Source organism: Embleya sp. L77 (assembly GCF_055557415.1).
Map to the genome: position 1 here is coordinate 729,767 of NZ_CM145710.1, position 25,851 is coordinate 755,617.

Annotated in this window: 22 protein-coding genes; 16 read left to right on the plus strand and 6 right to left on the minus strand. The window is 71.4% G+C overall.

All coding sequences use genetic code 11. The features are described 5' to 3' along the window. Positions 1-197: 197 nt before the first annotated feature. From ACZOOI_RS33305 to ACZOOI_RS33320, 4 genes are all read left to right on the plus strand, one after another. Positions 198-3,524 (plus strand): type 2 lanthipeptide synthetase LanM family protein, encoded by a 3,327-nt coding sequence (locus tag ACZOOI_RS33305; RefSeq protein WP_465283283.1) that lies wholly within the window; start codon positions 198-200, stop codon positions 3,522-3,524. 23 nt (positions 3,525-3,547) lie between these two features. After that, positions 3,548-5,827 (plus strand): peptidase domain-containing ABC transporter, encoded by a 2,280-nt coding sequence (locus tag ACZOOI_RS33310; protein WP_465283284.1) that lies wholly within the window; start codon positions 3,548-3,550, stop codon positions 5,825-5,827. Positions 5,828-5,858: 31 nt separating this feature from the next. Next, complete coding sequence (locus ACZOOI_RS33315; RefSeq protein WP_396008996.1) at positions 5,859-6,071, plus strand: hypothetical protein; 213 nt, start codon at positions 5,859-5,861, stop codon at positions 6,069-6,071. A gap of 290 nt (positions 6,072-6,361) precedes the next feature. Continuing rightward, the gene (locus tag ACZOOI_RS33320) at positions 6,362-6,820 is read left to right on the plus strand and encodes an SRPBCC family protein (protein ID WP_465283285.1); all 459 of its coding nucleotides are present in this window, start codon (positions 6,362-6,364) and stop codon (positions 6,818-6,820) included. A gap of 94 nt (positions 6,821-6,914) precedes the next feature. On the opposite strand, the gene ACZOOI_RS33325 is transcribed toward ACZOOI_RS33320, so the two are convergent. The 4 genes from ACZOOI_RS33325 to ACZOOI_RS33340 all read right to left on the minus strand — a co-directional run bounded on the left by ACZOOI_RS33325 (position 6,915) and on the right by ACZOOI_RS33340 (position 10,189). Further along, on the minus strand, positions 6,915-7,073 hold the full coding sequence (locus tag ACZOOI_RS33325; protein ID WP_465283286.1) for a hypothetical protein: 159 nt from the start codon (positions 7,071-7,073) through the stop codon (positions 6,915-6,917). Positions 7,074-7,226: 153 nt separating this feature from the next. After that, complete coding sequence (locus ACZOOI_RS33330) at positions 7,227-8,900, minus strand: acyl-CoA dehydrogenase family protein (protein WP_465283287.1); 1,674 nt, start codon at positions 8,898-8,900, stop codon at positions 7,227-7,229. Beyond that, positions 8,897-9,535, minus strand: coding sequence for a TetR family transcriptional regulator (locus tag ACZOOI_RS33335; protein ID WP_465283288.1), 639 nt, complete (start codon positions 9,533-9,535; stop codon positions 8,897-8,899). Before ACZOOI_RS33335 ends, ACZOOI_RS33330 begins: the two co-directional genes overlap by 4 nt. 84 nt (positions 9,536-9,619) lie before the next feature. Continuing rightward, positions 9,620-10,189, minus strand: a complete 570-nt coding sequence (locus ACZOOI_RS33340; protein WP_465283289.1) for a CGNR zinc finger domain-containing protein — start codon at positions 10,187-10,189, stop codon at positions 9,620-9,622. A 39-nt stretch (positions 10,190-10,228) separates the two neighbouring features. On the opposite strand from ACZOOI_RS33340, the gene ACZOOI_RS33345 reads away from it, so the two are divergent. From ACZOOI_RS33345 to ACZOOI_RS33395, 11 genes are all read left to right on the plus strand, one after another. Then, positions 10,229-11,188: an EamA family transporter gene (locus ACZOOI_RS33345; protein ID WP_465283290.1), complete on the plus strand. Its 960-nt coding sequence runs from the start codon at positions 10,229-10,231 to the stop codon at positions 11,186-11,188. Between the two features lie 268 nt (positions 11,189-11,456). After that, positions 11,457-11,918: a MarR family winged helix-turn-helix transcriptional regulator gene (locus ACZOOI_RS33350; RefSeq protein ID WP_465283291.1), complete on the plus strand. Its 462-nt coding sequence runs from the start codon at positions 11,457-11,459 to the stop codon at positions 11,916-11,918. Between the two features lie 87 nt (positions 11,919-12,005). Next, on the plus strand, positions 12,006-12,389 hold the full coding sequence (locus tag ACZOOI_RS33355; RefSeq protein ID WP_465283292.1) for a VOC family protein: 384 nt from the start codon (positions 12,006-12,008) through the stop codon (positions 12,387-12,389). A 317-nt stretch (positions 12,390-12,706) separates the two neighbouring features. Further along, positions 12,707-13,192: an indole-3-glycerol phosphate synthase gene (locus ACZOOI_RS33360; RefSeq protein WP_465283293.1), complete on the plus strand. Its 486-nt coding sequence runs from the start codon at positions 12,707-12,709 to the stop codon at positions 13,190-13,192. 32 nt (positions 13,193-13,224) lie between these two features. Then, entirely contained in the window at positions 13,225-14,397 is a 1,173-nt protein-coding gene (locus tag ACZOOI_RS33365; protein ID WP_465283294.1) for a hypothetical protein, read from the plus strand. A 697-nt stretch (positions 14,398-15,094) separates the two neighbouring features. Beyond that, positions 15,095-16,408, plus strand: a complete 1,314-nt coding sequence (locus tag ACZOOI_RS33370) for an ATP-binding protein (protein ID WP_465283295.1) — start codon at positions 15,095-15,097, stop codon at positions 16,406-16,408. Continuing rightward, complete coding sequence (locus ACZOOI_RS33375; protein WP_355535719.1) at positions 16,405-16,806, plus strand: roadblock/LC7 domain-containing protein; 402 nt, start codon at positions 16,405-16,407, stop codon at positions 16,804-16,806. Before ACZOOI_RS33370 ends, ACZOOI_RS33375 begins: the two co-directional genes overlap by 4 nt. Beyond that, the gene (locus ACZOOI_RS33380; protein ID WP_465283296.1) at positions 16,803-17,171 is read left to right on the plus strand and encodes a DUF742 domain-containing protein; all 369 of its coding nucleotides are present in this window, start codon (positions 16,803-16,805) and stop codon (positions 17,169-17,171) included. The genes ACZOOI_RS33375 and ACZOOI_RS33380 overlap by 4 nt, the downstream gene beginning before the upstream one ends. Then, positions 17,152-17,760, plus strand: a complete 609-nt coding sequence (locus ACZOOI_RS33385) for a GTP-binding protein (protein ID WP_465283297.1) — start codon at positions 17,152-17,154, stop codon at positions 17,758-17,760. The genes ACZOOI_RS33380 and ACZOOI_RS33385 overlap by 20 nt, the downstream gene beginning before the upstream one ends. A 158-nt stretch (positions 17,761-17,918) precedes the next feature. Next, complete coding sequence (locus ACZOOI_RS33390) at positions 17,919-19,148, plus strand: cytochrome P450 (protein ID WP_465284204.1); 1,230 nt, start codon at positions 17,919-17,921, stop codon at positions 19,146-19,148. A 249-nt stretch (positions 19,149-19,397) separates the two neighbouring features. Next, the gene (locus tag ACZOOI_RS33395) at positions 19,398-20,651 is read left to right on the plus strand and encodes a cytochrome P450 (RefSeq protein WP_465283298.1); all 1,254 of its coding nucleotides are present in this window, start codon (positions 19,398-19,400) and stop codon (positions 20,649-20,651) included. A gap of 57 nt (positions 20,652-20,708) precedes the next feature. Here ACZOOI_RS33395 and ACZOOI_RS33400 read toward each other — a convergent pair whose 3' ends face one another. Together ACZOOI_RS33400 and ACZOOI_RS33405 are read right to left on the minus strand one after the other, a co-directional pair. Further along, a complete protein-coding gene (locus ACZOOI_RS33400) occupies positions 20,709-21,467 on the minus strand; it encodes an enoyl-CoA hydratase/isomerase family protein (RefSeq protein WP_391583479.1) in 759 nt (252 codons plus the stop codon). A gap of 489 nt (positions 21,468-21,956) precedes the next feature. Further along, positions 21,957-23,576, minus strand: a complete 1,620-nt coding sequence (locus ACZOOI_RS33405) for an alpha/beta hydrolase (RefSeq protein ID WP_465283299.1) — start codon at positions 23,574-23,576, stop codon at positions 21,957-21,959. Between the two features lie 332 nt (positions 23,577-23,908). On the opposite strand from ACZOOI_RS33405, the gene ACZOOI_RS33410 reads away from it, so the two are divergent. Further along, positions 23,909-25,690, plus strand: a complete 1,782-nt coding sequence (locus ACZOOI_RS33410) for a glycoside hydrolase family 3 protein (protein WP_465283300.1) — start codon at positions 23,909-23,911, stop codon at positions 25,688-25,690. Positions 25,691-25,851 lie beyond the last annotated feature (161 nt).

Below are 25,851 nucleotides of genomic sequence, written 5' to 3' on the forward strand. Positions count from 1 at the left end.
CACCCGGTGGCGCCTTCGCGCCCACCGCCGCCGTCACCTCCTCCAAAGCCGACCCCGGCGACCGAACCGCTTTACCTTCGGGTGATCTTCAGTCACGGACGGTAGAGATTTTTGTTGACTGGACAGCCATCCAATTGAAAATATGGGGCCGCGCATCGCGGTGGTGCGTATGTGTCCGTTGGTGCCTGGGGGCCCTCATGCCGGATGTCACCGTCTCGTCCCACGCGCCGCACGGGCTGCCCGTGTTGGGCGAACCGGCGTGGGCGCGGGCTTTGAACCTGGTCGAGCGCGCGGCGCTGGGGGGCGAAGCCGCCGGGGAGGCCGAGGAAAGGGCGCTCAGACGGCTGGCCCGATGGCGCGGCCCGGACCCGGGGTGGCTACCGGCGCGGCTCGCGGTGCTCGGCGAAGGGTGGGACGAGGCACGGCTGTTCGCGCTGTTGGCCGAACCCACCGGGCAACTCGCCGACAGGGCGGGGCGGGTGCCCGAATGGTGGCAGGCCCTGGAACGCATCCTGGGTCGGGACGAACCCCCGGCGGCGAGCACTGCGGACGGCCGGCACAGCGGAGTCGTGTCGATCGTAGGGCCGTTCGTGGCCGACGCACTCGAGCGGCTGCGCGCCGAGTTGCCGCGGGAGAGCGCGGACGGGTTGTGTGGCGACATCGGCGAGGCACTGAGCAGGTCGCTCGTCGTGGCCGCGTTGCGGACGCTGGTCCTGGAACTCAACGTGATGCGGGTGAGCGGGAGGCTCCGCGGGGACACCCCGGAGGAGCGTTTCGGATCGTTCGTCGAGCAACTCGCCACCGGGGCTGGGCGGGCCGGGCTGTTCTTCGAATACCCGGTGCTGGCCCGGCTGTTGGCGCGGCGTACCGATCAGACGGTGACGGCCGTGACGGAGGTGTTCCGCCGCTGGAGCGCGGACCGGGCGGCGATCGGGTCGGCGCTGTTCGCCGGGAGGGACCCCGGGGCTCCCGTCTCGATCGCGCTCGGTGGCGGGGACACCCACGGAGGCGGCCGGGCGGTGGCCGTGTTGCGGTTCACGGGTGGGCAGCGGTTGGTCTACAAGCCGCGGCCGCTGGGTGTGCACGCCCGGTTCGGCGAGTTGCTGGCGTGGTTCGACGAGCGGATCGGCGGGATGGGGCTGTGCGTTCCCGCGGCGCTGGAGCGCGATGCGTACGGGTGGATCGAGTTCGTCGAGCCGGCCGAGTGCGCTTCGGCCGACGAAGTGGCGGACTACTACCGGCGGTTGGGGGCATTGCTCGCCCTGCTGCATGCGGTCGAGGGTGCCGACTTCCACTACGAGAACCTCATCGCGCACGGTGCGCAACCGGTGCTCCTGGACCTGGAGGGGCTGCTGCACCCGCACCGGTTGCTCGGAGGCGACGAAGAGGACCCGGCATCCGAGGCGCTGATGTCCTCGGTGATGCGGGTGGGGCTGCTGCCCATCGTGCTGTCCGGCGAGATCGGCGAGTTGGACATGGGCGGGGTCGGCGGGGACCGCGGGGCCGCACTGCCGTTCGCGGCGCCCGCATGGGAGGACCTGGGCACCGACACGATGCGGCTGGTCCGGACCCGGTCCGTCTTCGAGGGCGCGGACAACAGGCCGACGCTGGCCGGGAAGCCGGCCGAACCAACGCATTTCGTCGAGGAGTTGGTCGAGGGCTTCACCACCGGATACGACGTCATCGATCGATGTCGCGGCGAACTGCTGGGCGAGGAAGGACTGTTGGCCGGCTTCGCCGGGCTGGAGGTGCGGGCGATCCTGCGGCCCACCCAGGTGTACGCGACGCTGCTGGACGAGGGCACGCATCCGGACCTGCTCCGGGACGCGCTGGACCGGGATCGGTTTCAGGACTTCCTGTGGGCGATGTCGCGGCAGGACCCGCGGTTCGCCCGCCTCATCCCGTACGAGCAGGCCGAATTGTGGGAGGGCGACGTCCCGATCTTCCACGGTCGGCCGGACTCGCGCGACCTGTGGACCGGCCGGGGCGAGCGGATCGCGGACTACTTCGCGCAGAGTCCGCTGGAACGCGCCCGGGCCAAGCCGGCCGGTTTCGGCCCGGTCGACCGGGTCCGGCAGGAGTGGCTGATCCGGGCCTCCCTGGCCACCCGGCCGAACGTCACGGCCGCCGAGCGCCCCGACGCCGAGGCCGCCACGCACACGTACGCGCCCACCTTCCGGCCGGCGAACGACACCCTCGGCTCCACCCCCGTCGCCGCCACCTTCCCACCGGCGAACGACACCCCCGCCACCACCTCCCGGCCCGCGAACGACAACCGCCGCTCCTCCCCCGCCACGAACCCCACCGCGGACGCCTGCCTGGAGGCCGCCACGCGCATCGGTGACCGGCTGGCCGCTGCGGCGATCCGGCGGGACGACCGGGTGTCCTGGCTGGGGCTCGCGCAGATCGGGGATGCCGGGTGGCAGGTGGCGCCGGCGGGCGGTGGTCTCTACGACGGCGCCGTGGGCATCGCGCTGTTCCTGGCCAGGCTCGGGGCGGTCACCGGCGAGCGGCGTCATCTCGACCTTGCGGTCCGGGCGTTGTGGAACATACCCGGGCTGCTCGACGGTCCGGCCGAGGCGCTCGGTGGTGCGGCGGGCTTCGCCGGGCTGCCGGGAGTGGCGTACGGGCTGCTCCAGATCGGCGCCTGTGTGGGCGAGGACCGGGTGCCGCCGGTGGCGGATGTCGTACGACTGATCGCGCAGCGATCGACGGAGGGCGGAGCATACTCGCCGGATGTGCTCGGCGGTGACGCGGGCACCGTCGCGGCGTTGCTGGCCGTGCACGCGCACACCGGCTCCGCGCAGGCGCTGGAGATCGCCCTCGATTTCGGCGCCCGGCTCGTGGAGCGCGCCGAACCCCAGATCGAGGGCATCGGCTGGCGGCACGCGGCGCACCCGAAGGCGCTGGTCGGCCTCTCGCACGGTGCGGCGGGCATCGGCTGGGCCCTGGCCCGGCTCGCGGCGGTGGCGGGCGACGGCGCGATGCGGGAGGCCGCATTCGCCGCATTCGCCTACGAACGCGCCGAGTACCGGCCCCGGTGGCGCAACTGGCCCGACTATCGGCACGACAGGCGGGCTCCGGACGCGCCGGTCTCGCACATGTACGGCTGGTGCCACGGCGCCCCGGGAATCGGCCTGGCCAGGGCAGACGTCCTGGGCCTCGACGACACGTACGACACCCCCGCCCTGCGCGCGGATCTGCGACTCGCCCTGTCGGCGACCGTGCACGGCGCAGCCGCGTCCGCCGCGCAGTGCCTGTGTCACGGCACGCTCGGCAACGCCGAACTGCTGCTGGTGGCCCGTGAACGCGGCCTCGCCGACGTCCCCGAGCCGACCGGGTTCGCCGCGGCGGCGATCGGGGAGGGCCCGCGCTGCGGCACCCCGCAGCACATCGAGACCCCGTCGCTGATGACGGGTCTGGCCGGGATCGGCTACGGGCTGCTGCGCCTGGCGGCCCCGGAGCGGGTGCCCTCGGTTCTGCTGCTCCGGCCGCCGTACCAGACGCGTGGGGCGAGGGGGTGAGCGTGCCGAAGTCCCCACCCGCCATGGGGAAGACGCGACCGCGCCACCAGCCGGGCCGGTTCACGAAGGTGGTCGCCTGGGTGATCGCGAGGCTGCGGCGCCGGACCCGGCGCGTGCCGCTGCGTCAGCAACTGACCGACACCGAATGCGGCATCGCCTGCCTGGCGATGGTCGCCGGATTCTTCGGTCGGCACACCACCACCGCTGACGGCCGAAGGCTGCTGGAGGCCGGTCGGGACGGCCTGTCGATCGGCAGGTTGATCGAGGTCGCCGGCGAACTCGGGCTGTCCGCGCGCGTCGAGCGGGCCGATCCGGCGCAACTCCCGCCGGGACCACTGATGTTGTTCTGGCGCAGACGGCACTTCGTGGTCCTGGAGCGGCGCTCGGCGAAGTGGGTCCGCATCGCCGACCCGGCCGACGGGCGCACGCGCATATCGCACGAGGAGTTCGCCACCGACTACGGTGGCATCTACCTGCGCCTCACCCCGCGCGCCGACTTCACCCGCCGGCTGGGGCGACCGCGCGACTGGCCGATGGTGCGCTACCTGCGGGACGTCCTGGCGGTTCCCGGCACCCGGGGGCCGATGGCGGGAATCCTGCTGGCCTCCGCCGTACTCCAAGGCGTGGGCCTGGCCCTGCCGTTGGCCACCGCCTACGTGATCGACACCATGTTGCCGGACCGGCGAACCGACCTGCTGCCCCTGCTGGCCGCGGGGGTGGCGGTCGTCGCGCTCGCCCAGGCCGTCACGGCGCTGACCCGCGGCTGGGTCGTGGTCACCCTTCGCACCCGGGCCAACGCGGTACTCACGCCCGGCTTCATGACGCATCTGCTGCGCCAGCCGCTGCCGTTCTTCCTGCGCCGCTCGCGCGGCGACCTGCTGTTGCGGCTGGCCAGCGTGACGACCGCCCGCGAGGCGCTGACCGGCCAGCTGCTCATGGTGGCGCTCGATGCCTCGATGCTCGGCTGCTACCTGATCGGGCTGGCCGTGCTGGCACCCGAGTACGTCCTGGTGACGCTCGGATTGGGCGGATTGCAACTCGCCGTGATCATCGGCAGCTACGGGCGCCAGGGCAGGCTCTCCCAGCGGGAGTTGACGGCGATGTCGCGTGAACAGGGCTACCTGGTCGAGACGCTCGACGCGGTGCTGCCGGTGAAGGCCAACGGAGCCGAGGGTCGGGCGCTGCGCCGGTGGAAGACGCTGTTCGAGGTGCACCAGCAGGCGAGCCTTCGGCGCGGGCGTACCTCCGCCACCGTCGACGCGGCGCTGGGCACACTGCGGGTGATCTCGCCGCTGGTCCTGTTGACCGTCGGGGTCGGGCTGGTCCTGGACGGCGCGATGCAGATCGGGGTGATGCTCGCCGCCAACGCGGTCGCCATCGCGGTATTGGAGCCGTTGACCTCGGTCGCCACCGCCGGTCAGTCCCTGCAACTGGTCAGGGCGCAGGTGGAGCGCATGTACGACGTGCTGGACTCGGAGCCGGAACGCAGCGGCGACGAGCGACTCCCGGGCCGCAGTCCCATCGGCGTCGAGCTGACCGGGGTCACCTTCGGCTACGACCGCGAGGCCGCCCCCGTGCTGAGCGACATCGCACTCACGCTGCCGCCCGGCCGCAAAATCGGGGTGGCCGGGCGCACCGGTTCGGGCAAGAGCACCCTCGCCCTGCTCATGCTCGGACTGCTCCGGCCCGACCGGGGCACGATCCTGCTCTCCGGGGTTCCGCTGGAGCGCCTGGACCTGCCTGCGCTGAGAACGCATTGCGGCGCCGTGCTCCAGGACCTGTCGCTGTTCGACGGCAGCATCGCCGACAACATCGCGCTCGGCAGCCCCGAGTCGACCCGGACCGAGGTGGAGCACGCGGCCGTGCTCGCGGGTCTGCACGAGGACGTACGGCGCATGCCGATGGGCTACGAGACCAACGTCGGCGAGGGCGGCATCGCGCTGTCCGCCGGGCAGCGGCAGCGGGTCGCGCTCGCCCGCGCGCTGGTGCACCGCCCCCGGCTGCTGATCCTGGACGAGGCGACCAGCCACCTCGATCCGACCACCGAACGTGCCGTCGACGCGGCCCTGAACCGGCTGGAGATCACCCGGCTGGTCATCTCCCACCGGTTGTCGGCCATCGAGAACGCCGACGAGATCGTCGTGCTCGACGCCGGCCGGATCGTCGAACGCGGCCGGCACGCCGACCTGCTCGCCCTGGGCGGGCACTACGCCGACCTGTTCGGCCCCCGTTCCGCCGGAGCACCGGAAGGCCCGGTCCGCTCCGGAGGCGACGGCGCGACCAGCGCCGTTCTCACACCCTGAGGTTCCCGCATCCGAGAAGGAAGGACCGTCCATGAACAATCCGAACGACATCGACGACCTGATCCGCGCCTGGAAGGACGAGGACCGGCGCGAGGAACTGCCCGGCGTCGTCCACCCGTCCGGTGACATCGACCTCACCATGATCTCCGGCGGCGACGTGCACACCGGCAAGTTCGCCCGCAGCACGTGGCTGCTGTCCGGCCCGCTCTGCGCGACCGTGTCCTTCGCGGCCGGCTGCTGGTAGCCGACCCGACCGACATGCACGAAGGGCGGTCTCCCGGCACGGAGGGAGGCCGCCCCGCGTCGCCGAGGGCGCGCTCGCGTCGAGCCACACACGGTGAAGTCGTGGGGTCACCCGAAGCATGCGTCCGGGCGGCCGGCAACACGCATGTGCCCAAGGGTGTGCGGAGCGTAGCGGTTCACCGGTTCGAGGCGTTCGAGGGGTAGGCGCCGGAGCGCTCGACTTCGTTTGGGTGCGCAGCCGTCGGGCACGCGGCAGTTATCCGGTCCGTCCGACCGTGGGAGGTGAACGGTATGGCCGTCGTGACCGAGTCCGTCGAAGTGGACGTCCCGCTGCACACGGCATATCTCCAGTGGACCCGGTTCGAGGATTTCCCGCGGTTCATGGACGGGGTCGAGGAGGTGGTTCGGCTCGACGCCCACCACCACTACTGGAAGACGTACACCGGAGGCGCGACCCGCGAGTTCGGCACCGAGACCGTCGAGGAGCTGCCGGACGAACGGGTGTCCTGGCGCACGGTCTCGGACGAGCCCCGGCAGCACGCCGTCGTGACGTTCCGGGCGGTCGACGCGGCCCACACCACGGTGAACGTCGTCACCGAGGTCGAACCCGAAGGGCTCGCCGAACCCGAGGACGGCGTACCGCCCTTCACGGACACCCGGGTCAGGGCGGACCTGCTGCGCTTCAAGGAACTCGTCGAGACCCGCGAGAAGCACGGCCACGCCGAGCGCAGCCGGATCGCGCCGGACTGACGCCGACCCCCGCCCTCGCGGGGTGGACACCCGGCCGGCCCTCGGCCGCCCTCCCGGGGCCGAACACCTGTCCGGGCTTCTACACGGGCTGCGGCTACACGGGCTGCGGCTCGGGCTCCGGTTCCGGCTCGGGGTTGGGCGGTACCGGTCCCGGGGGTGGCTCCGGCACCGGCACGGGTACCGGGTCGGGATCCGGCAGGGGCGACGGGCGCGGCGGGCGGGTGTCCGGGTCCACCGGCATGGGGATGGTCATCGCGTTCACTCCCTCGGGTCGCTCGCCCAACGGCCTACCCGGATCCGGCACCATGATTCATCCACGCCGATCCTCCCCGTCGAGGGCGGCGCGGTTCCGTCGAAATCCCACGGTCGGCGCGCCCGGCCGGCAGCGGTGGTTGCGCGTCGCGCGTCAGTCCATCCGTCCCGGCAGTCGGTCCAGGATGGGTCCCAGGTCGAGCCCGCCGGGCAGAGTGCCGAACGCCAGGCCGCGGTCGGGGGCCAGTCGGGAGGCGCAGAACGCGTCGGCGACCGCGGTCGGGGCGTGCCGCACCAGCAGGGAGCCCTGGAGGACGAGGGCCATCCGTTCGACCAGGCTGCGGGCCCGCAGCTCGATGTCCGGGGTCGGCACCAGGTCGTCGCGGAGTGTGCGCCAGGCGGTGTCCAGGCGGGCGTCCGCGCCGGAGGCGGCGTCGATTTCGGCGGCGAAGGCGGCCGGCGACTCGGGTTCGCGCCGGAGGGCGCGCAGGACGTCGAGGGCCTGGACGTTGCCGGAGCCCTCCCAGATGCCGTTGAGCGGCGCGTCGCGGTACAGCCGCGGCAGTCCCGAGGCTTCGACGTATCCGTTGCCGCCCAGGCATTCCAGTGCCTCGACGACGGCCACGGGTTGGCGCTTGCACACCCAGTACTTGGCCACCGCGGTGGCCGTCCGCAGGAAGGCGCGTTCGTGGTCGTCGCCGCGCTGTGCCCGGTCGACGGCGCCGGCGACGCGCAGGGCGAGCGTGCTCGCGGCCTCCGACTCCACACCGAGGTCGGCGATCACATTGCGCATCAGCGGCTGGTCGATCAGTGTGCGGCCGAACACCGAGCGGTGCCGCACGTGATGGGCGGCCTGCGCGAGGGCGGCGCGAATGCCGGACGCGGAGCCGAGGATGCAGTCGAGCCGGGTCATGGTGACCATGTCGATGATGGTGCGTACGCCGCGGCCCTCGGCGCCCACCGGCCAGGCGACGGTGTCGTCGAACTCGGGCTCGCTGCTGGCGTTGCTGCGGTTGCCGAGCTTGTCCTTCAGGCGCTGGATGCGGAACGTGTTGCGGCTGCCGTCGGGCAGCACGCGCGGTACCAGGAAGCAGGACAGGCCGCCGGGCGTCTGGGCGAGGACCAGGAACAGGTCGTTCATCGGGGCGCTGGTGAACCACTTGTGGCCGCGCAACCGCCAGGTGCCGTCGGCGTGTTCGGTGGCGGTCGTGGTGTTGGCGCGTACGTCGGTGCCGCCCTGCTTCTCGGTCATCCCCATGCCCGCGAGCAGGCCGCGTTTGGACGCGGGCGCGCGCAGCCCGGGGTCGTAGCTGCGACTGGTGAGCAACGGCTCGTACACCGCGGCGAGTTCGGGTGCGGCGCGGAGCGCCGGGACGACGGCGTAGGTCATCGAGACGGGGCAGCCGTGTCCGGCCTCGGGGGTGGTCCACACCATGAAACCGGCGGCGCGGGCCACGTGCGCGCCCGGGCGGGGGTCGGCCCAGGGGGCTCCGGTCAGTCCCTCGCGGACCGCGACGTCCAGCAATCGGTGGTAGGCGGGATGGAATTCGACCTCGTCGATGCGGTTGCCGTAGCGGTCGTGGGTGTGCAGGACCGGCTCGCAGCGGTTGGCCTGCTCCGCCCACGCCTGGACCTCCGCGCTGCCGGCGAGCCGTCCGACGCGGTGCAGGTCGCTCTCGTACCAGTCGGCGCCCTCGCGTCGGATGCCCTCCAGCAGCACCGCGTCGTCGGCGACGTCGTGCCCCACCAGCGGCGGGGGCTGGTTGGTGACCTCGTGGGTGCGGGCGGTCGGGTTGCTGTGCGGCGGGGGTGTTGTCGGCACGGTCATCGGGAGCCTCCTGGAGGGACGGAACGCGCGTCGACGCGGGCGCCCGCGCAGCGCAGCGACATGGCGATCAGTGCGGCGACGAGGTCCTCGACCTCCCGGGCGGGTGCGGCCAGGGGGTCGACCAGGACCTCGCCGATCGCGCCGGTGAGCGCGGCGGCGGTGATCTCCGGGTCCTGGGCCGGCATCAGCCCGGTGGCCATGCCCTCCCGGACCACCTGGGCGAACAGTTCCCGGTAGCGGCGGCGGAACTCCAGCCGCTGCTCGCCCACGGCGGGTTCGGCGGGCGCGGCGAGCAGGGCGTAGGCCAGGCCGGGCCGCTCCAGGGCGCGGCGGGCGAACACCGCGACGCCCTGCGCGAGCCGGTGTGCGGCGTCGCCGTCCCCGTCGTGCAGGACCTTGCCCAAGACCTCGACTTCGCGCCCGGAGGCCCGGCGGAAGACCTCGACCGCCAGGGCGGCCTTGGACGGGAAGTGCTGGTACACGGAGCCGGCCGACATGCCCGCCGCGGCCGCCACCGCGGCCACCGAGGCGTTGGCCCAGCCGACGTCGGCGACCACGGTGGCAGCCTGTTCGACCAGGTGTTCGCGGGCCGCGGCCAGGCGGTCCTGCTCGGCGGGCGTCTTGCGGTAGGCCATGCAAGCAGTGAATCAGCATTCAGAGCTTCGGATCAAGGCCCGCGCGGACGACACGCCGCACGGCGGACACCGCGGCGTTTCCCGTCACGCGCCCTGGTTGGAGCGCCCGTCCGAGGGCTGACGGGCACCGAGACGGGCGCGGTAGGCGGCCACCGCGTTGCGGTTGGCGCAGGCGGTGCTGCAGTAGCGGCGGGAGCGGTTGCGGGTGAGGTCCAGGACGATGCCCCGGCAGCCCTGGTCCGCGCACAGGGACAGGCGGGACAGCTCGTCGACGCGCACCACGTCGGTCATCGCCATCGCGGTCTCCACGACGACGCGGGTGGCCAGCGGCGCGTCCGAGGACACCGCGTGCAGGTGCCAGTCCTGGTCGTCGTGACGGACGAGCTGCGGGAGGGCGTGGGCCTCGGCGAGCATCGTGTTCACCAGGCCCGCGGCGCCTTCGCGGTCGGCGGTCAACAGGTCGCGCAGGACCGGCCGCAGCGCTCGCAGGCTCGCGAGTTCGGCGGCGTCGCGGTCCCGGCGGCCGGTGTAGCGGTGCTCGGCGTACCACGCGTCCACCTCCCGGACGGTGGTGAGGGTGTCCGACCCCACCGCGCTGTTGGCCAGCGCCACGGCTGCCTGCAGGGCGGACTCGGTGTCATGACCAAAAATCATTTTGACATCTTACATCCAGCCCTCTTACCGTCATGGTCTATGACCCATGTTGCCGATGACCCACCGCTTGTCCGCACCTCCACCGGCGACGTCGGCGGCGGCCTCCTCCTCGCCCTCGTCTCGGCGACGGCCTTCGGCATGTCCGGGTCGTTGGCGCGCGGACTGCTCTCCACCGGCTGGAGTCCGGGAGCGATCGTCCTGGCCCGGGTCGGCATCGGCGCGCTCGTCGTGGCGCCGTTCGCGGCCGCGTCCCTGCGCGGGCGTTGGCGGCAACTGCGCGCGCAGGCCCGCACCGTGCTGGTGTACGGCGTACTGGGCCTGGCCGGGGCGCAGTTCTGCTTCTTCTCCGCGGTCGCCGCCATGGACGTCGCGCCGGCGCTGCTCATCGAGTACACGGCTCCGGCCGCCGTCGTGGTGTGGTTGTGGGCGCGTCGGGGTCAGCGCCCGCGGCCGTACACCATGGCCGGGGCCGGCCTGGCGGCCGTTGGCCTGATTCTGGCCGTCGACCTGATCTCCGGCGCCGACCTGGCCTGGTCGGGGGTGGCCTGGGCGCTCGCGGCGATGGTGGGGCTGACGGCGTACTTCCTCATCGCGGCGGACACCGACACCGGCCTGCCGCCCGCCGCCCTGACCGGTGCCGGGCTCGCGGTCGGAACGCTCACCCTCGCCGCCCTCGCGATGCTCGGGCTGTTGCCGATGCACGCCGGCCTCGAACCGGCCGGTTACACGACCGGTGACGTGCCCTGGTGGCTGCCCGTGCTCTTGCTCGGCCTGGTCACCGCCGCCTTGGCCTACACGACGGGAACCGCGGCCGGCCGCCGACTCGGCTCACGCACGGCCTCGTTCGTCGCCCTGCTGGAAGTCGTCGCCAGTGTGATCTTCGCCTGGCTGCTGATCAACGAGACACCAACCCCCTCCCAAACGACCGGCGGCCTCCTGATCATCGGCGGCGTCATCCTGGCCAAACTCGACGACCGACCACCTCGCGAGACGCCCTGACCGCCCGACCAGCCGATTCCGGCCCCGGGCAACAAGACCGAACTGCGGGAGGACGGCATGCCCGTTCCCGCTCGACCATGCGCGCCGCGGCCTGACCGGATCAGTCGAACATCGTCGAGACCCTCGACGCCCTACAGGGCGCACCCGGCCCACCCTACGTCGACCACCTCGGCCGCACGGTAGCGTGGTGAACGCGGCACCACAGCACGCCGGCACATGACGCGGCGGCTCGGACCGCGCAGCGTGAGGGACGCGGGAGAGACCACCGATGGCAGCCACTTCCAAACGATCGGCCGAGCCCGCCCGGGAAGCCTGGGCCCTCATGCACCGGTTCGTCGAAGCCCACAGCCGCCGGCGCGAACTCGCCGACGCGCTCGGGTTCCGCCTCGGCGGCGGCCGCGGCAAAATCCTCTTCCAGCTCCGCGACGGGCCGCAGACCCTCAGCCAACTCGCGGGCGCCAACCGCCTCGACGCCCCCTACGCCACCCTCATCGTCGACAAGCTCGAAGCCCACGGCCTCGTCGAACGCCGACCGCACCCCGACAACCGCCGCCGCAAGCTGGTCACGCTCACGGCCGCCGGGCACGACGCCATCGCGACCGCCGACGCCATCCTGCTGCGCCCGCCCCCGGCCATCGACACCCTCCCGGCCGAAGACCTGGGGCAGCTCACCGAACTCCTCACCCGCCTCCTCGACGCGGACGAAGCCGAGGCGAAATCCGAGGAGTGACCCGGGGGGCAACGCGATCGCGTGGCACCTCGCCCACCGGAACGCGGCCGACGATCGGCTCTCGGGTGTCCCCGTAAACTGACGGGCATGGCATGCCGCATCAGTGAGCTGGTCATCGACGCCGCCGAGCCCGACCGGCTCGCGGCATTCTGGAGCGAGGTCCTCGGCTACGTCGAACTCGGCCGGGAGGACGACGGAAGCATCGCGATCGGGCCGGCCGACGCCGGCTTCGGCGGCCCGCAGCCCATCCTCGTCCTCAGCCCCAGCAGCGATCCCAGGCCCGGGAAGCTCCGACTGCACATCGACGTCAACGCCACCGATCGCGACCAGGACGCCGAGTTGGAGCGGCTGCTCGCGCTCGGCGCCCGACCCGTCGACGTCGGCCAGACCGGCGCGGAGAACTGGCACGTCCTGGCCGACCCGGAGGGCAACGAATTCTGCCTCCTGCACACCCGGCTCCGGCCCCTCTGACCACGTGCACCCCGGCGCACCCGGGCCGTTCCGCCGTTCGAGTGGCGAGGTCGCGGTTCACGGACCGGCCCCGCCGTGCGGCAACTCGCCGGCGAGGAGGCAGCGTGCGTAGCGTGCCGGGAAGTCGGCGGGACGTCCGTGCACACACCCTCGCGGGTTCCCGGCGGAGATCGAGGCCATACCCGAGCGCACGACGCACCACAGGAACGACGACGCGCCGGTCCCGACCTTGCCGAAGGTCGGGATCAAGAGCGATCGGTGTCGCTATCGTTGCTCCCCGTCCGCGCCGGTTCGGGTGCGCCGAGGGAAGGTCCGCCGTGATCACGAGCGTCCTGATGGTCGAGCAACCGTTGTCCGTGACAGATGTCGACTTCGTCACGACCCTCCATGACGAGCAGATCTCGTTCGTCGTCCTGATGAACCCGCGAGGCGCGGAGGACCGACTCCTTCGCACCATCGACGATGTCGCCCTCGGCGAGTTGGAAGAAGCGGTCCACGAGGGCGACGAGCCCGAGGGCGAGGAGGCCCGCCGCCCCGCTGCCCTCGCGCTCGAACACACGCTCCGCCTGCTGCGCGAGGCCGGCTCCGAGGCCGTCGGCCAGGTTGTCGACGGCCACCCGCTGGATCTCCTGCGATCCGTCGTGGACCAGGTCGGCGCCGACGAGGTGATCGTGTTGACCGCCCCGCACCTGGTCGAGGAGTTCTTCCACCGGGACTGGGCAAGCCGGGCCCGCCACAAGGTGGGCGTCCCGGTGCTCAAGCTCTACGCGCACAGCGAGGACGAGCGGGGCGAACAGGAGTAATCCGAGGTGTCCCGCACGGGGTGGGGTGGACGTTGACCACACGGCGGCAATTCGTCGGCGGCGTCGGTGCCGTGACGTTCCTGGGCGGCGGCGGTCGAGCCGCAACGGTGGAAACGGTTGCGACCGATCCGGGGACGGACCCGGCGCGGCAACTCCGCGCCCGCAATGCGATCTTCGCGATCGACGCCGACACGCAGATGCACTACGACGCGCTCCGGGCCGAACTGATCAAGCATCTCAGCCCGGTCGTCATCGTCCGGAACGACCACCGGGGCGGCCGGTACACCCTGATCCACAACGGCGGGCAGGAGTCCCTGCACCCGGTGTCCGACATCTTCGAACTCGCCAAGTCGATCGCCCACGCGCCGCTCGGCATCTACTCGATCATCGCGCCGTACCTCGGCCGTCGGATCCCGGAACTCCCCGGCTCCGAGCGCCTGGACCGGCACGACGTGGACATGGTGGCGTTCAAAGGACCCGGGACGACCGACTGGGTCGCTCCACTCCAGTCCTTCGCCGGCACCTTGACCAGCGCCCGCCGGCAACTCGGCGACGCAGAGATGCCCTCGGAACTCGAGGCATCGAGCACCCGGATCCTCGACGCGTCGCTCGGCTTCGTCGAAGAGTCGGTACGGCGGCGCTCCTTCGACATGGCGTCGTTCGAGAACTACACGAGCCGGTTGACCGACGACATCCCGACCAACATCGAACATGCGGCGCGGGCCCAGATCGAGGGCGTCGAAGCGCTCATGACGCGCTGGCGGGACAAGGTCGGCGCGGCGGACTGGCCCGGCCTGTACGTCGTCGTGCTGTCGATCTGGACCACGTCCGCCCCGAACCAGAATTCGATCATCGTCAAGCGCTTCATGGACCCCGCGACGGCCGACTCGCACCTGATCGACCTACAGACCGCCCAGCCGCCCGCCGACCCCGTCCACGTCGCCCTGGACAACCTCGCCCGGATCGTGCAGGACAACGTCGCGGCGGAGTTGGTGTTCCCCCGCGACCACGGTCTGGCGGACGCGTTGAAGGGGCCCGTGGATCTGGTGGCGCCGGCGATCCTGGCCCAACTCGCCTGCCCCTACCGCAGCGAGACCGCAACGAGGAGGACCGCCGGCGAATCGCCCCGGTCCGACCCGGCCGGGGACCGGTCGAGCCACGCCGACCCCGCCCCCGCGCGCGGGCGGGGTCGGCAGGGCCGATGAGCACGGCGGCACCCGCGGCCTGGTCGGCGAGCGTTTCCCGCTGATCCCGCCGCTGGGCCCGGTCAACAACCTTCTGGGCGGCCCGAGGCGGCACCTCGGCCCCCGCGGCCTCGGCCAAGATCCAATGCCTCGAACCTCCGTCCCACGTCGAGAAGTTGTGTCGGTCAGGCCGCCAATGCGTGAACATCCTCACAACGCCTTCTTGCCCTGCCTCTCGACCCGGGCCGTCGGCGCCCGGTGGGCGGGAGCCCGCGCCGCCGCGCCCTTCGCGACGCGCCCGCGCGCAGGCGGTCGCAATGGTCGCAATGCTCCGAATGACCCATGCATTCAAGCCATTTCCCACATTCGTCCGGTCGTATTTTCGAATACGCGCCCCGGACACCCGGCGCATCGAATTCGGGCACCATCACTCGATATACCGGACATATAACTCGATCCCGGGAATGGTCGCCCAGCTGTAGTCGACGCGAAAGAAGAAGTGTCGGCGCCACCCGGAACGGGGAAGTCGACGCCACTACACTCGCTACGCCCCATCGACGAGAGAGCAGCGGAGAGTGATACGTGCAGCGGGCGGGTCGCGCTTTCCGCGATGCGCCGGACGGAGACCGGGCGACGTGCCTCGCGCACCCGGACGACGCCGAAATCGACTCGCTGCGCGCGCCGTTGCCCGCCTGATTGCGCGACGAGGACCGTGGGAATGAACTTTGTACAGGACCCCGCACTCTGGTACGGGGTGGCCGGCACCTGTGCTGCGGCCGTTTATGTGGTCCGCAGCCGAATAACCGTCAAGGACCTGAGGGAGAGGAATCGCCTGCTGGCCGAGGACGTGCGCATGCGCGACGACGAACTCGACAATGTCGTCCGGGTGCTGCTGCCGGCCCTGGTCGAGACCGGGGAACGACTCGAGGGATCGCTTCTCCGCCACGAGGAACTACGCGCCACGCCGTACGCGCACAACATCGAGACGGTCGTGGAGATGTTCACCACCGCCGTCGAGGACGCCCGCGATCGCGCCGACCACTCGGCCAAGAACGCGCTGAAGGCCGCCATGCGCACGCTCCAGGCGCTGGCCGGTGAACAGCAGTTGGCGATCTCCGACATGCAGAACAACTATGTCGACGCGCAACTGCTCCAGGATCTCCTGGCGATCGACCACATGAACTCGCAATTCGGCCGCCGCGCCCAGGTCATCGCCGCGCTCTGCGGCGGCTGGACCGGACGCCAACGCGCCGCGGCGCCGCTGTACGACGTCATGCGCGGCGCTAAGGGCCGCATCCGCGACTACCTCCGCGTGGAGATCCGGATGCAGTCCAACGTCGCCGTCATCGGCCGGGCGGTCGAGCCGGTCGCCCTCGCGGTGGCCGAACTCCTCGACAATGCCGCCAGTTACTCCCCGCCGCACACCACCGTCGAGATCAACTTCCAGACCGTGCCCAACGGGGTGTGCATCATGGTCGACGACGCGGGCGTGGGCATGCACGAGGAGGCCCGGCAAAGCGCGGCCCGCTACCTGGGCGCCACCGAGCCGGTCGGCATCACCCGCCTGGGCCACCCGCCGCAGTTCGGCTTCCCCGTCATCGGCATGCTCGCCGCCCAGTACGGCTTCACCGTCTCGGTGGACACCCGCTCGCCCTACGGAGGCATGCGCGCGGTGGTGATGCTCCCCTCCGAACTGCTCACCACCGCCGTCGACGCGGACCCCGCCCCGGTCCCCGCGCAGCGCCGCGTCACCCGCGCCCCCCGTGCCGCGACCGCGTCCGCGGAATCCCGGCCCGTCGCGCCCGCAACCACCGCTCCCGTCGCCGACGAAGGAACCGCCGCCCTGGACGGAGAACTGCCGCAGCGCCGCCGCCGGGCCCCGCTGCCGGTCGACCGCACGCACCAACCGGCGCCGACGGACGCCCCCGACCGATCGGACGCGGAGACCGCGGGGCTGATGGGTGCGTTCCTGCGCGGAACCCGCTCCGGCCGCGTTCCCGAGACAGACGACAAAGGGCAAGAAAACCGATGAACAACGACCTGGCCTGGATTCTCAACGACGCCCTCAAGGTCCCGGAGGCGCGACACGCCATCCTGTTGTCCGCGGACGGAATATTGCGCGCGCATTCCGACGGGATATCTCGGGACGAGGCCGATCGTCAGGCTGCGGCGCTGTCCGGACTGCAATCGATCAGTCGGAGCACGGCGGAGTTCATCGGCGATTCCGAGACGCCGTGGCGCCAGACGCTCGTCGAGTTCGGCGACGGGTTCATCTTCCTGGTGGCGGCCGGCCCCGGCGCCTATCTGGCTGTATCGGCCACGCAGAACGTGGACATGGAGATCATCACGTTCCGCATGCAGCAGCTGGTTCGCCAACTCGGAAAGGAATTGACCAGCCCGCCCCGACGGAATGCGGATCATTCGGTATGACCAACGATCACACGGCGAAATCCGACGCCCCCGACTTAGTGCGCCCCTACGTCATCACCCGCGGCCGCGGCCACCCGACCCGCGAGGGTCTGGACCTGGTCAGCCTGGTGATCGCGTTGCCCGGCGACGAGTCCCCCCACATCCTCGATCCCGAGAGCACCCGCCTGCTCGCCCTGTGCCGCGGCGGGATCCTCTCGGTCGCCGAGGTCGCCGGACACCTGAAGCTGCCCATCGGCGTGGTCAAGGTGCTGCTGTCCGACCTCATGGACACCGGCCTGGTGGCCACCCGCCGACCCATCCCCGCCGCCGAGCTTCCCAAGGCCCAACTTCTACAGGAGGTGCTCGATGGGCTCGCCCGTCTCTAACGGCGCCGCCACCGACGTCTACCTGGCCGACTCCGTCAAGGTCGCGGCGAAGATCCTGGTGGTCGGGCACTTCGCCGTCGGCAAGACCACCTTCGTCGGCACGATGTCGGAGATCCGTCCCCTCAGCACCGAGGAGACGATGACGCAGGCCGGCGCGCACGTCGACGACCTGACGGGCGCGGGTCGCAAGACCACCACCACGGTCGCGCTGGACTTCGGCCGACTCACCCTCAGCGACCGACTCGTGCTCTACCTCTTCGGTACGCCCGGGCAGCAGCGCTTCGCCCAGGTGTGGAAGGACATGACCCTCGGCGCCCTCGGCGCCATCGTCCTGATCGACCCTCAGCGCTTCGACCAATCATTCGACGTCATCGGCCTGTTGGAGGAGTACGACGTGCCCTACGCCGTCGCCGTCAACCGGTTCGACGGCGCCCTCGAACATCCCCCGGAGAAGCTGCGCGCCGCGCTCGACCTGTTGCCGGAGACCCCGTTGGTCACCTGCGACGCCCGCGACCGCGCCTCCTCGACCGAGGCCCTGATGGCCCTCGTCCGCTACCTCCAGCTCCGGGCATCCAAGGAACTCGCGTGAACACTGGCCCACTCGACCGTCCGGCACCCTCGTCCGGCGATCACCCCACACCGCCCCCGGGCTGCCCGGTACACCGCGCCGGCGGAGCGATCCCCCTGCACGACAAGGCGTTCTCGGCCGACCCGCGCGCCGTGTACGAACATCTGCGCCGCCAAGGCGTGGCCGCGCCGGTGGAACTGGCGCCCGGGGTGGACGCGATGCTGGTCACCGATCACGCCGCCGCGCTGCGCGTCCTGCACTCCCCCGAGTTGTTCGCCAAGGATCCCCGACGTTGGCTCGCGCTGGCGGACGGTACGGTCCCCGCCGACAGCCCGGTCGTGCCCATGATGATGCACCGCCCCAACGCCCTGTTCTCCGACGGCGCCGAGCACCTGCGGCTGCGCCAGGCCGTCACCGACAGCCTGGACCGGATCGACCCGTACCAGTTGCGCCGCTTCGTCGAACGCAGTTCGGACTACCTGGTCGACCAGTGGTCCGGCGCCGGCACCGTCGATCTGCTGAATTCCTACGCCAAGACCCTGCCGCTCCTGGTGTTCAGCGAACTCTTCGGCAGCCCTCCCGAGTTGGGCGACCGCCTGGTCGCGGGCATCGCCGGCATCTTCGACGCCGTCGGGGACGCGGAGGCGGCCAACCGGATGCTCACCGGCGCTCTCGTCGAACTCGTCGCGCTCAAGCGCGAACAGCCCGGCGCCGACGTCACCTCGTGGCTGATGGCACACCCCAACCGGCTCACCGACGAGGAGATGATCCATCAACTCGTCATGCTCATGAGCGCCGGTACCGAACCGCAACGCAACCTGATCGCCAACGGATTGCGGCTGATCCTTTCCGACGAGCGCTTCTCGGTCAGCCTGTTCGGCGGCGGGGCATCGGTGGAGGACGCACTCGACGAAGTGTTGTGGACCGACCCGCCGATGGCCAACTACGCGGTGCACTACCCGGTGCGCGACGTCGATCTGGCCGGCGTCCCGCTCCGCCGGGGCACCCCGGTGGTGATCAGCTTCGCCGCCACCAACAGCGACCCCGCGCTGTTCGCGAACGGCCGCAGGCCCAACAACCGCTCCCACCTGGCCTGGAGCGCGGGTCCGCACGCCTGCCCGGCCAAGGATTCCGCCTGGCTGATCGCCACCGCCGCGATCGAAAAGCTGCTCAACCGCCTGCCCGACCTCGAACTCGCGGTCCCGGTATCGGAGTTGAACTGGCGACCGGGCCCCTTCAACCGGGCGCTCACCGCGCTGCCGGCCCGCTTCACCCCCGTCGCGCCGCGCAGTGCGACCCGGCCCGCCGATCCGACGCCCGCACGCCCCGCCACTCCCGAGCGGCCGGACCCCGGCGCACGCAAGGGCGGGGTGTGGAGCTCGTTCCTGAACTGGTGGCGAGGCCAATAGCCGCACCCTGACCCGCCGCGCCGGGCGGGCCGCACCCACCGCCGGGACCGGCCGTGGCCCGGGAGACGCACGTCTTTCCGGCCCGTCGCCGGTGCCCACGGGCGGGGCGTTCGACGTGCGCGCCGAACGCCCCGCCCGACAACCGCAGACACCCTTCACCGTCGGTCGCCCACACCCGGGGCGGCCGATCGATCAACGCTGTGCCGAGTCGTCGTCAGCCGACCTCGTGTCGAGTCAGAAGGAGCCGTCGTGCAGTCTTCAGCGCCCACCACCGTCATCGACAGCCGAAGTGTCGTCGCCCTGTTGTCCCGGCTGCGCTCCGTGGCCGGCCAGGCGGATCCCCTGCCGCTGTACGCGAGTCTACGCGAGATGGGCGAGGTGGTGCCCGCGCCCTGGGGCGGCTTCCTGGTGACCGGTCACCGTGCCTGCGACGAGGTCCTGCGCAGCCCCGACTGGCTCGCCCTGGACCGGGCGTGGCGGGCGCAACAGACGGAGGGCTCGCGCTGGTCGACGCCGTCGTCCCGCGAACTCGAACAGACCCTGGTGGCACTCAATCCGCCGGAGCACACCCGCATCCGCAGGTCCGTGAACAACATCTTCGATCGCGGCACCCTCGAAGCGCTGCGCCCGACAGTGCAACAAGTGGCGGACACCCTGCTCGACACCCTGATCGAGCAGGCCGGGGACGCCGACGCGGACTTCGCCGAACTCGTCGGCGAGCAATTGCCGGTGGCCACCGTCGGACACTGGCTCGGCCTGCCGCCGGAGGACTTCGACCTGCTCCGCGCGCTCACCCACGCGCAGGCGTACGCGCAGGAGTTGTTGCCCACCAAACGGCAACTCCTGGCGGCGGACGACGCCATCCGGGGGTTGCGCGAGTACTTCACCACGCTGATCGCGCGCCGCCGCGCCGACCCCGGCGACGACGTGATCTCCGGGTGGCTGCGCGCCTGGGACGCCCTGGAACCCGATCGCGAACTCGCGGACGAGAACGTCTATTCGCTGGCCATGTTCGTGGTCATCGCGTCCCTGGAGACCACCTCCACGCTGCTGTCCACGATGATCTGGACCTTCGACCGGCACCCGGCGCAGCGGGCGTGGCTGCGTGCGCACCCGGCGGCCCTGGCCGATGCCGTCGAGGAGGTCTTCCGCTACGACCCGCCGATCCACGTGACCACCCGCCACGCGAGCAGGGATCTGCTTCTGGCCGGCGTGCCCGTCGCCCGCGGCGAGGTCGTGCACACGATGCTGGGCGCGGCCAATCACGACCCCGCCCTGACGCCCGACGCCGGCACCTTCGACGTCTCCCGCCGGGCCCGGCACATCTCCTTCGGCGGCGGCATCCACTACTGCATCGGGGCCGGCCTGGCCCGCCTGGAGGCCGGTGTCCTGCTGGAAACCGTCCTGCGTCGCCTCCCGGCGCTGCGGGTGGTGGCACCGCCCACCTGGGAGCCCCGACTGGCCTTTCGCCGGATCACCCTGATGCCGGTGAGCGTGCGCTGAGCAATCAGCCGGCGGGGGCCGGTCGCGCCACACCGACGCGACCGGCCCTCGCCGGCGTCAGCGCGCGGTCCCGGCGCCCAGGAACGCGGACAGGAAGTGCCCGTCGAGCATGGACAGATCACCGAACCGGTCGCCCCGGCTGTAGGCGTTCATCAGCGTCTTCGACGCGTGCAGTGCCGCGACGGGCCTACGGATCACCGGCTTGACCCAGCGACTCACCGCGCCGTCGAGTTCCTCGGCCGGCACGACCTGGTGCAGGATCGACAACCGGTGCGCCGTGTGGGCGTCGAACGCGTCGGCGGTCAGCACGAGTTCGCGGATCCGGGCGGCACCGACCTCACCGATCAGCCGGGCCATCGCACCACCCCACGCGGTCGGCAGTCCCAGGGCCAACTCCGGCATCCGAAACCGTGTCCCGGTGTCGCCCACCCGCAGGTCGCAGAAGATCGCCAGGGCCAACCCGGCCCCGACCACCTGGCCGTGCACCCGGGCGATGGTGACCGGATCGGCCGCGGCAAACCCCTCGCACACCGACCGTGCCTTGTCGCCGATCCGGCGCACGGCCGGTCCGCCGGGGTCCTCGGCGGCCAGCCGCAGCAACTCGCCGCGGTCACCGCCCAGGCAGAAGGAATCGCCCTCCCCCGACAGCACGAGCACGCGCACGTCGGTGCGCGCACGCAGGTACGAGAGCACCGCCAGAAGGTCGTCCAACATCTGCTCGTCGAGCGCGTTGCCAACCTCCGGCCGGGCCAACCGCACCTGCAACACCGCCCCTTCGAGGCTGGTGCGCACGGTCTTCAGATCCAGCGAGTCCACGAACGTGGCCCCTTCCGGTCGTGGGAAACGCCGCCGCGCCGGCGCGGAAGCCCCGTCGATCACCAGATCGTCGCATTGATGATCACGACTTGAGGAGCCGAATCCACGCCATTCGACGGCACCCCCGAGGCATCGACCCCACGCCGCGAACGGCCGGGCGACCGGCGTCGATCGCAGGAGGTCGGTCGGCCACGACACACAGTGCCTGGCCTACTCCGTAGTGCATTCGCGGCGCCGCGATCGCCGGGGGCGAAATGTCGCCACAGCACCGCGGAAGTCGCTTCCGGCCCCCTGGAAGCGTGCATTCCGCGCCCCCCGTGCCGGCTGAAACCATCCGTTGCCGGCCACCGCATCCCTGTGACAGGGAGCGCCCTCGGTCCTGCTCGGCGGGGCCGGCCGCCTGCGGCGGCCGTCGGCCGAGAGCCGACGGCCGCCGAATCGAGCCGAGTCGAGCCGAGTCGAGCCAAGTCGACGGATCGACGGGCCCGACTACCGGAGCACGCCGCGGACGGCCTCGGGGTCGGTGGGCGGGAGCGGAGCGGCCGCGCCGGCGGTCCTGGCGGTGAGCGTCGGGGTCACGTAGACGGGGGTGGGATCGGCCTGGGGGGCGCACGTCTTGGCGATGCGGCCACCGCCCCTGGGGAGGCTGCCGTCGCGCAGGTACGCGGTGAACGTGTCGTCCAGGCAGGCGTTGCCGTGGAACAGGATCTCGTGGAAGCTGCCGCCGGTCTGGACGACCAGCTTGGAACCGGGCAGGGCCTCACGCATGGCCAGTCCGCCCTCGTACGGCGTGGCGGCGTCCTCGGTGGCCTGGAAGAGCAGGACGGGTGGCAGGCCCTTGCCGGTGATCTTCATCCGGCCCGCCGGGTTGCCCTGGCCCGGCCAGAACATGCAGGCCGCGTTGTACCACATGTTGTTGTAGGTGTAGAAGGGCGCGGTGGCGTTGACCCTGGCCTGGTCCTTCTTCCAGAACTCCCAATCGCGTGGCCAGGCGTTCTCGTTGCACTGCGCCGCGTTGTACGCCGGGAAACTGGCGTCGTCGGTGCCCGGCGCCGCGTAGCGGTTGTACGCGATGTTCAACGGCCGGGTGTCGTGTCGCGTGACGTAGGCCGAGAGCACGGTGGCCATCCTGGGCCAGCGCAGGAAGTTGTAGCCGCCGCCGTAGAAGGTGTCCTCGAACTCGGCGGGGCCGATCTTGCCGGGGGCCGGGGCGGCGTCCACCGGTTCGGTCCGCAGGGCGGCCTCGACCTGGTCGTACGCCTTCCTGACGGCGGCTGCGTCCGTGCCCAGGTGGTAGACCGAGTCGGCCTTGGCCGTCCAGTCGGCGAAGGCGTCGAAGCGGCGCTGGTGTTCCTTGTCCTGGAGGATGTTGTGGTCGTACCAGGGGATGGTCGGGCCGACGATGCTGTCCAGCACCATGCGCCGCACGCGCGAGGGGAAGAGCTGACCGTATGTCGAGCCCAGCGAGGTGCCCCAGGAACCGCCGTAGAAGTTGATCTTCGGGGCTCCGAGCGCCCGCCGGATGCTGTCCATGTCCCGTGCGCTGTCGACGGTGGTCATGTGCGGCATCAGCCAGGACCAGTCGGCCGCGCAATCGGCGGCGTACCCGGCCGCCTTCGACAGCCACGCCTTGGAAGTGCCCTGGCTTATCTGGTAGTCGGGCCGCGGTCCGTGGAAGTACTCGGCGTCGCAGACCACATGGGGTTCGCTGCTGTTGGTGCCGCGCGGGTCGAAGCCGATCCAGTCGTAGGTCGAGGCGACGTCCTGCGGGATCTGGCCGGAGATGAAGGCGGGCATCCACAGCCCGGAGTTCCCGGGACCGCCGGGGTTGAGCAGGATCGGACCCTGTTGCCTGTTCCTGGGCGCGGTGGCGGGAAGCCGGTTCACCGCGATCTTGATCTTGGGGCCGTGCGGGTTCGCGTAGTCCACCGGCACGTCGAGCATCGCGCACTGCAGCGCGGGCGTGGTGGCGTCGTTACAGGAGCTCCAGACGAGTTTTCCCTGCCCGGTGTCCTCGGGGCCGGCGGAATCGGGTGCGGCGCCGACGGAGGCTCCGCTGAGGGCGACGAGTGCCACGGCTGCCGAGAACAGGGCTATGACTTTTCTCATGCAGGCATGATGTGACATGTGAAATTGTATTACCGGCCATATGAACCGGACGTTACCAAGCTGTGACCGCGGCCGGCTCAGGACCCGGTGCGGGCCGGGTCCCGGCCGGAATCCCCGCCGGAATCCCGGATTACAACCTTCCCCACCGCAAACGTTTGCACTACTGTCACCTGGCAGTTGTGCCACTTGTCCGGGGGCCGGTCCACGCCGACGCCGACGCGCCGGGCGCACCGGCGGACCCGGCTGTGCGCGGCCGCGACCCTCGATGCGCGCCGTCGGCGAACAACGCACCGTCGCCCACACCGGCCACCCACCACGAGGAGTGATCCGCCATGCCCCGGACGCTGCGCCACCACGACGGCACCCGCTTTCGCGACCTGAATCACAACGGAACCATGGAGCCGTACGAGGACCCCCGCCTCCCCATCGACGAACGCGTCGCCGACCTGCTGGGTCGAATGACCCTGGAGGAGAAGGCCGGACTGATGTGCTGCGCCCGGATGATCCCCGGCGACGGCACCCGCAGGCCCTCCGGGGCCGAGCTGATCGCCGAACGCGGCATCAACACCTTCGGGTTGACCGCCATGCCCGCACCGGTCGAAATGGCCCGGTGGAACAACCACGTGCAGGACCTGGCCGCCGCCACCCGCCTGGGCATCCCCGTCACCCTCGCCTCCGACCCCCGGCACGGCTTCACCGAGAACCCGGCCACCGCGTTCACCGGCGGCGCCTTCAGCCGCGGCCCGGAACCGATCGGCCTCGCGGCCACCGACGACCCCGCACTCGTCGAGGAATACGCCGCCGCTATGGCCGCCGAACTGCGCGCCGTCGGCGTCCGCGTCGCGATCCACCCGATGGCCGACCTGGCCACCGAACCCCGCAAGCCGCGCACCGGCGGCACCTTCGGCGAGGACGCGGACCGCGCCGCACGCATCCTGGCCGCCTACATCCGCGGCTTCCAGGGCGAACGCCTGGGCGCCGACAGCGTCGCCTGCATGACCAAGCACTTCCCCGGCGGCGGACCCCAGGAGAACGGCGAGGACCCGCACTTCGCCTACGGCACTCGCACCGTCTATCCGGGCGGCAACCTCGACTACCACCTCAAGCCCTTCGAGGCCGCGTTCGAGGTCGGCACCGCCCAGGTCATGACGTGCTACTCGATCCCCGTCGGCACCGCGCTCGCCGAAGTGGGCTCCTCGTTCAACCGCGACGTGCTCACCGGCCTGCTGCGCGAACGGTACGGCTTCGACGGCGTGGTGTGCAGCGACTTCAACGTGCTCACCGGCATGGAGATCCCCGGCGTCGTCGCCCTGCCGGCGCGCAATTGGGGCGTGGAACACCTCTCCCTCGCCGAACAGGCCGCGATGATGCTGCACGCCGGCGTCGATCAGTTCGGCGGCGAGACCCGATCCGACTTGATCGTCGACGCGGTGCGCTCCGGCGCCGTCGACGAGAGCCGCATCGACGCATCGGCACGGCGGATCCTGCGCGACAAGTTCCGACTCGGCCTGTTCGACGACCCCTACGTCGATCCCGAGGTCGCCGAACAGGTGGTGGGGCACCCCACTCGCACCGAACTCGGCCGCCGCGTACAACAGCGCTCCCTGGTCCGCCTCACCGGGGATGCGTTCGCGGCAACTCCCGGGCGCCGCCTGTACGTCGAGAACATCGACCCCGAAGTCGCGGCCCGCTACGGCACGGTGGTCGAGCACCCCGGGGACGCGGACCTGGCCGTCATCCGAATCGACGCCCCCTACGAACCCCGCGAGGGCCTCCTGGAACGCCACTTCCACGCCGGTTCCCTGGAGTTCCCCGCCGCCGAACTCGAACGGCTGCGCAAGCTGTGCGCGACCGTACCCACCACCGTCGACGTCTTCCTCGACCGCGCCGCGATCCTCACCGAACTCGCCGGCTGCGCCGCCGCCCTCCTGGCCGACTTCGGCGCCGACGACGACCTGGTCCTGGACGCCGTCTTCGGCAACAGCCCCACTCCCGGAACCCTGCCCTTCGACCTGCCCTCGTCGATGCGGGCCGTCGAGGAGTCCCGCGAGGACGTCCCCTTCGACACCCGCGACCCCCTGTTCCGCTGCGGCCACCCGCACGCACCCCGGTAACGAGGCCCCGCAGCCACGCGCACGCACCCTGGTAACGGCCCCCGCCCGTCGGCCCGTTCGCCGTCCCACCCGTGGGCCGCGCACCCGCACGCACACCGTCTCGCGTGTGCCGGGCGCGCGCGACGGCCTCGGTTCACTCCGGGGGGCGGCTGCCGGGCCGG

Excerpts from the sequence above, each read along its gene's own strand:
- ACZOOI_RS33340 (WP_465283289.1), bottom strand. The coding sequence starts at position 10,189 with ATGATTTTTGGTCATGACACCGAGTCCGCCCTGCAGGCAGCCGTGGCG.
- ACZOOI_RS33330 (WP_465283287.1), bottom strand. The coding sequence starts at position 8,900 with ATGACCGTGCCGACAACACCCCCGCCGCACAGCAACCCGACCGCCCGC.
- ACZOOI_RS33305 (WP_465283283.1), top strand. The coding sequence starts at position 198 with ATGCCGGATGTCACCGTCTCGTCCCACGCGCCGCACGGGCTGCCCGTG.
- ACZOOI_RS33335 (WP_465283288.1), bottom strand. The coding sequence starts at position 9,535 with ATGGCCTACCGCAAGACGCCCGCCGAGCAGGACCGCCTGGCCGCGGCC.
- ACZOOI_RS33320 (WP_465283285.1), top strand. The coding sequence starts at position 6,362 with ATGGCCGTCGTGACCGAGTCCGTCGAAGTGGACGTCCCGCTGCACACG.
- ACZOOI_RS33355 (WP_465283292.1), top strand. The coding sequence starts at position 12,006 with ATGGCATGCCGCATCAGTGAGCTGGTCATCGACGCCGCCGAGCCCGAC.
- ACZOOI_RS33410 (WP_465283300.1), top strand. The coding sequence starts at position 23,909 with ATGCCCCGGACGCTGCGCCACCACGACGGCACCCGCTTTCGCGACCTG.
- ACZOOI_RS33405 (WP_465283299.1), bottom strand. The coding sequence starts at position 23,576 with ATGAGAAAAGTCATAGCCCTGTTCTCGGCAGCCGTGGCACTCGTCGCC.
- ACZOOI_RS33345 (WP_465283290.1), top strand. The coding sequence starts at position 10,229 with ATGACCCATGTTGCCGATGACCCACCGCTTGTCCGCACCTCCACCGGC.
- ACZOOI_RS33375 (WP_355535719.1), top strand. The coding sequence starts at position 16,405 with ATGAACAACGACCTGGCCTGGATTCTCAACGACGCCCTCAAGGTCCCG.
- ACZOOI_RS33350 (WP_465283291.1), top strand. The coding sequence starts at position 11,457 with ATGGCAGCCACTTCCAAACGATCGGCCGAGCCCGCCCGGGAAGCCTGG.
- ACZOOI_RS33325 (WP_465283286.1), bottom strand. The coding sequence starts at position 7,073 with ATGACCATCCCCATGCCGGTGGACCCGGACACCCGCCCGCCGCGCCCG.
- ACZOOI_RS33315 (WP_396008996.1), top strand. The coding sequence starts at position 5,859 with ATGAACAATCCGAACGACATCGACGACCTGATCCGCGCCTGGAAGGAC.
- ACZOOI_RS33380 (WP_465283296.1), top strand. The coding sequence starts at position 16,803 with ATGACCAACGATCACACGGCGAAATCCGACGCCCCCGACTTAGTGCGC.
- ACZOOI_RS33370 (WP_465283295.1), top strand. The coding sequence starts at position 15,095 with ATGAACTTTGTACAGGACCCCGCACTCTGGTACGGGGTGGCCGGCACC.
- ACZOOI_RS33310 (WP_465283284.1), top strand. The coding sequence starts at position 3,548 with ATGGGGAAGACGCGACCGCGCCACCAGCCGGGCCGGTTCACGAAGGTG.
- ACZOOI_RS33385 (WP_465283297.1), top strand. The coding sequence starts at position 17,152 with ATGGGCTCGCCCGTCTCTAACGGCGCCGCCACCGACGTCTACCTGGCC.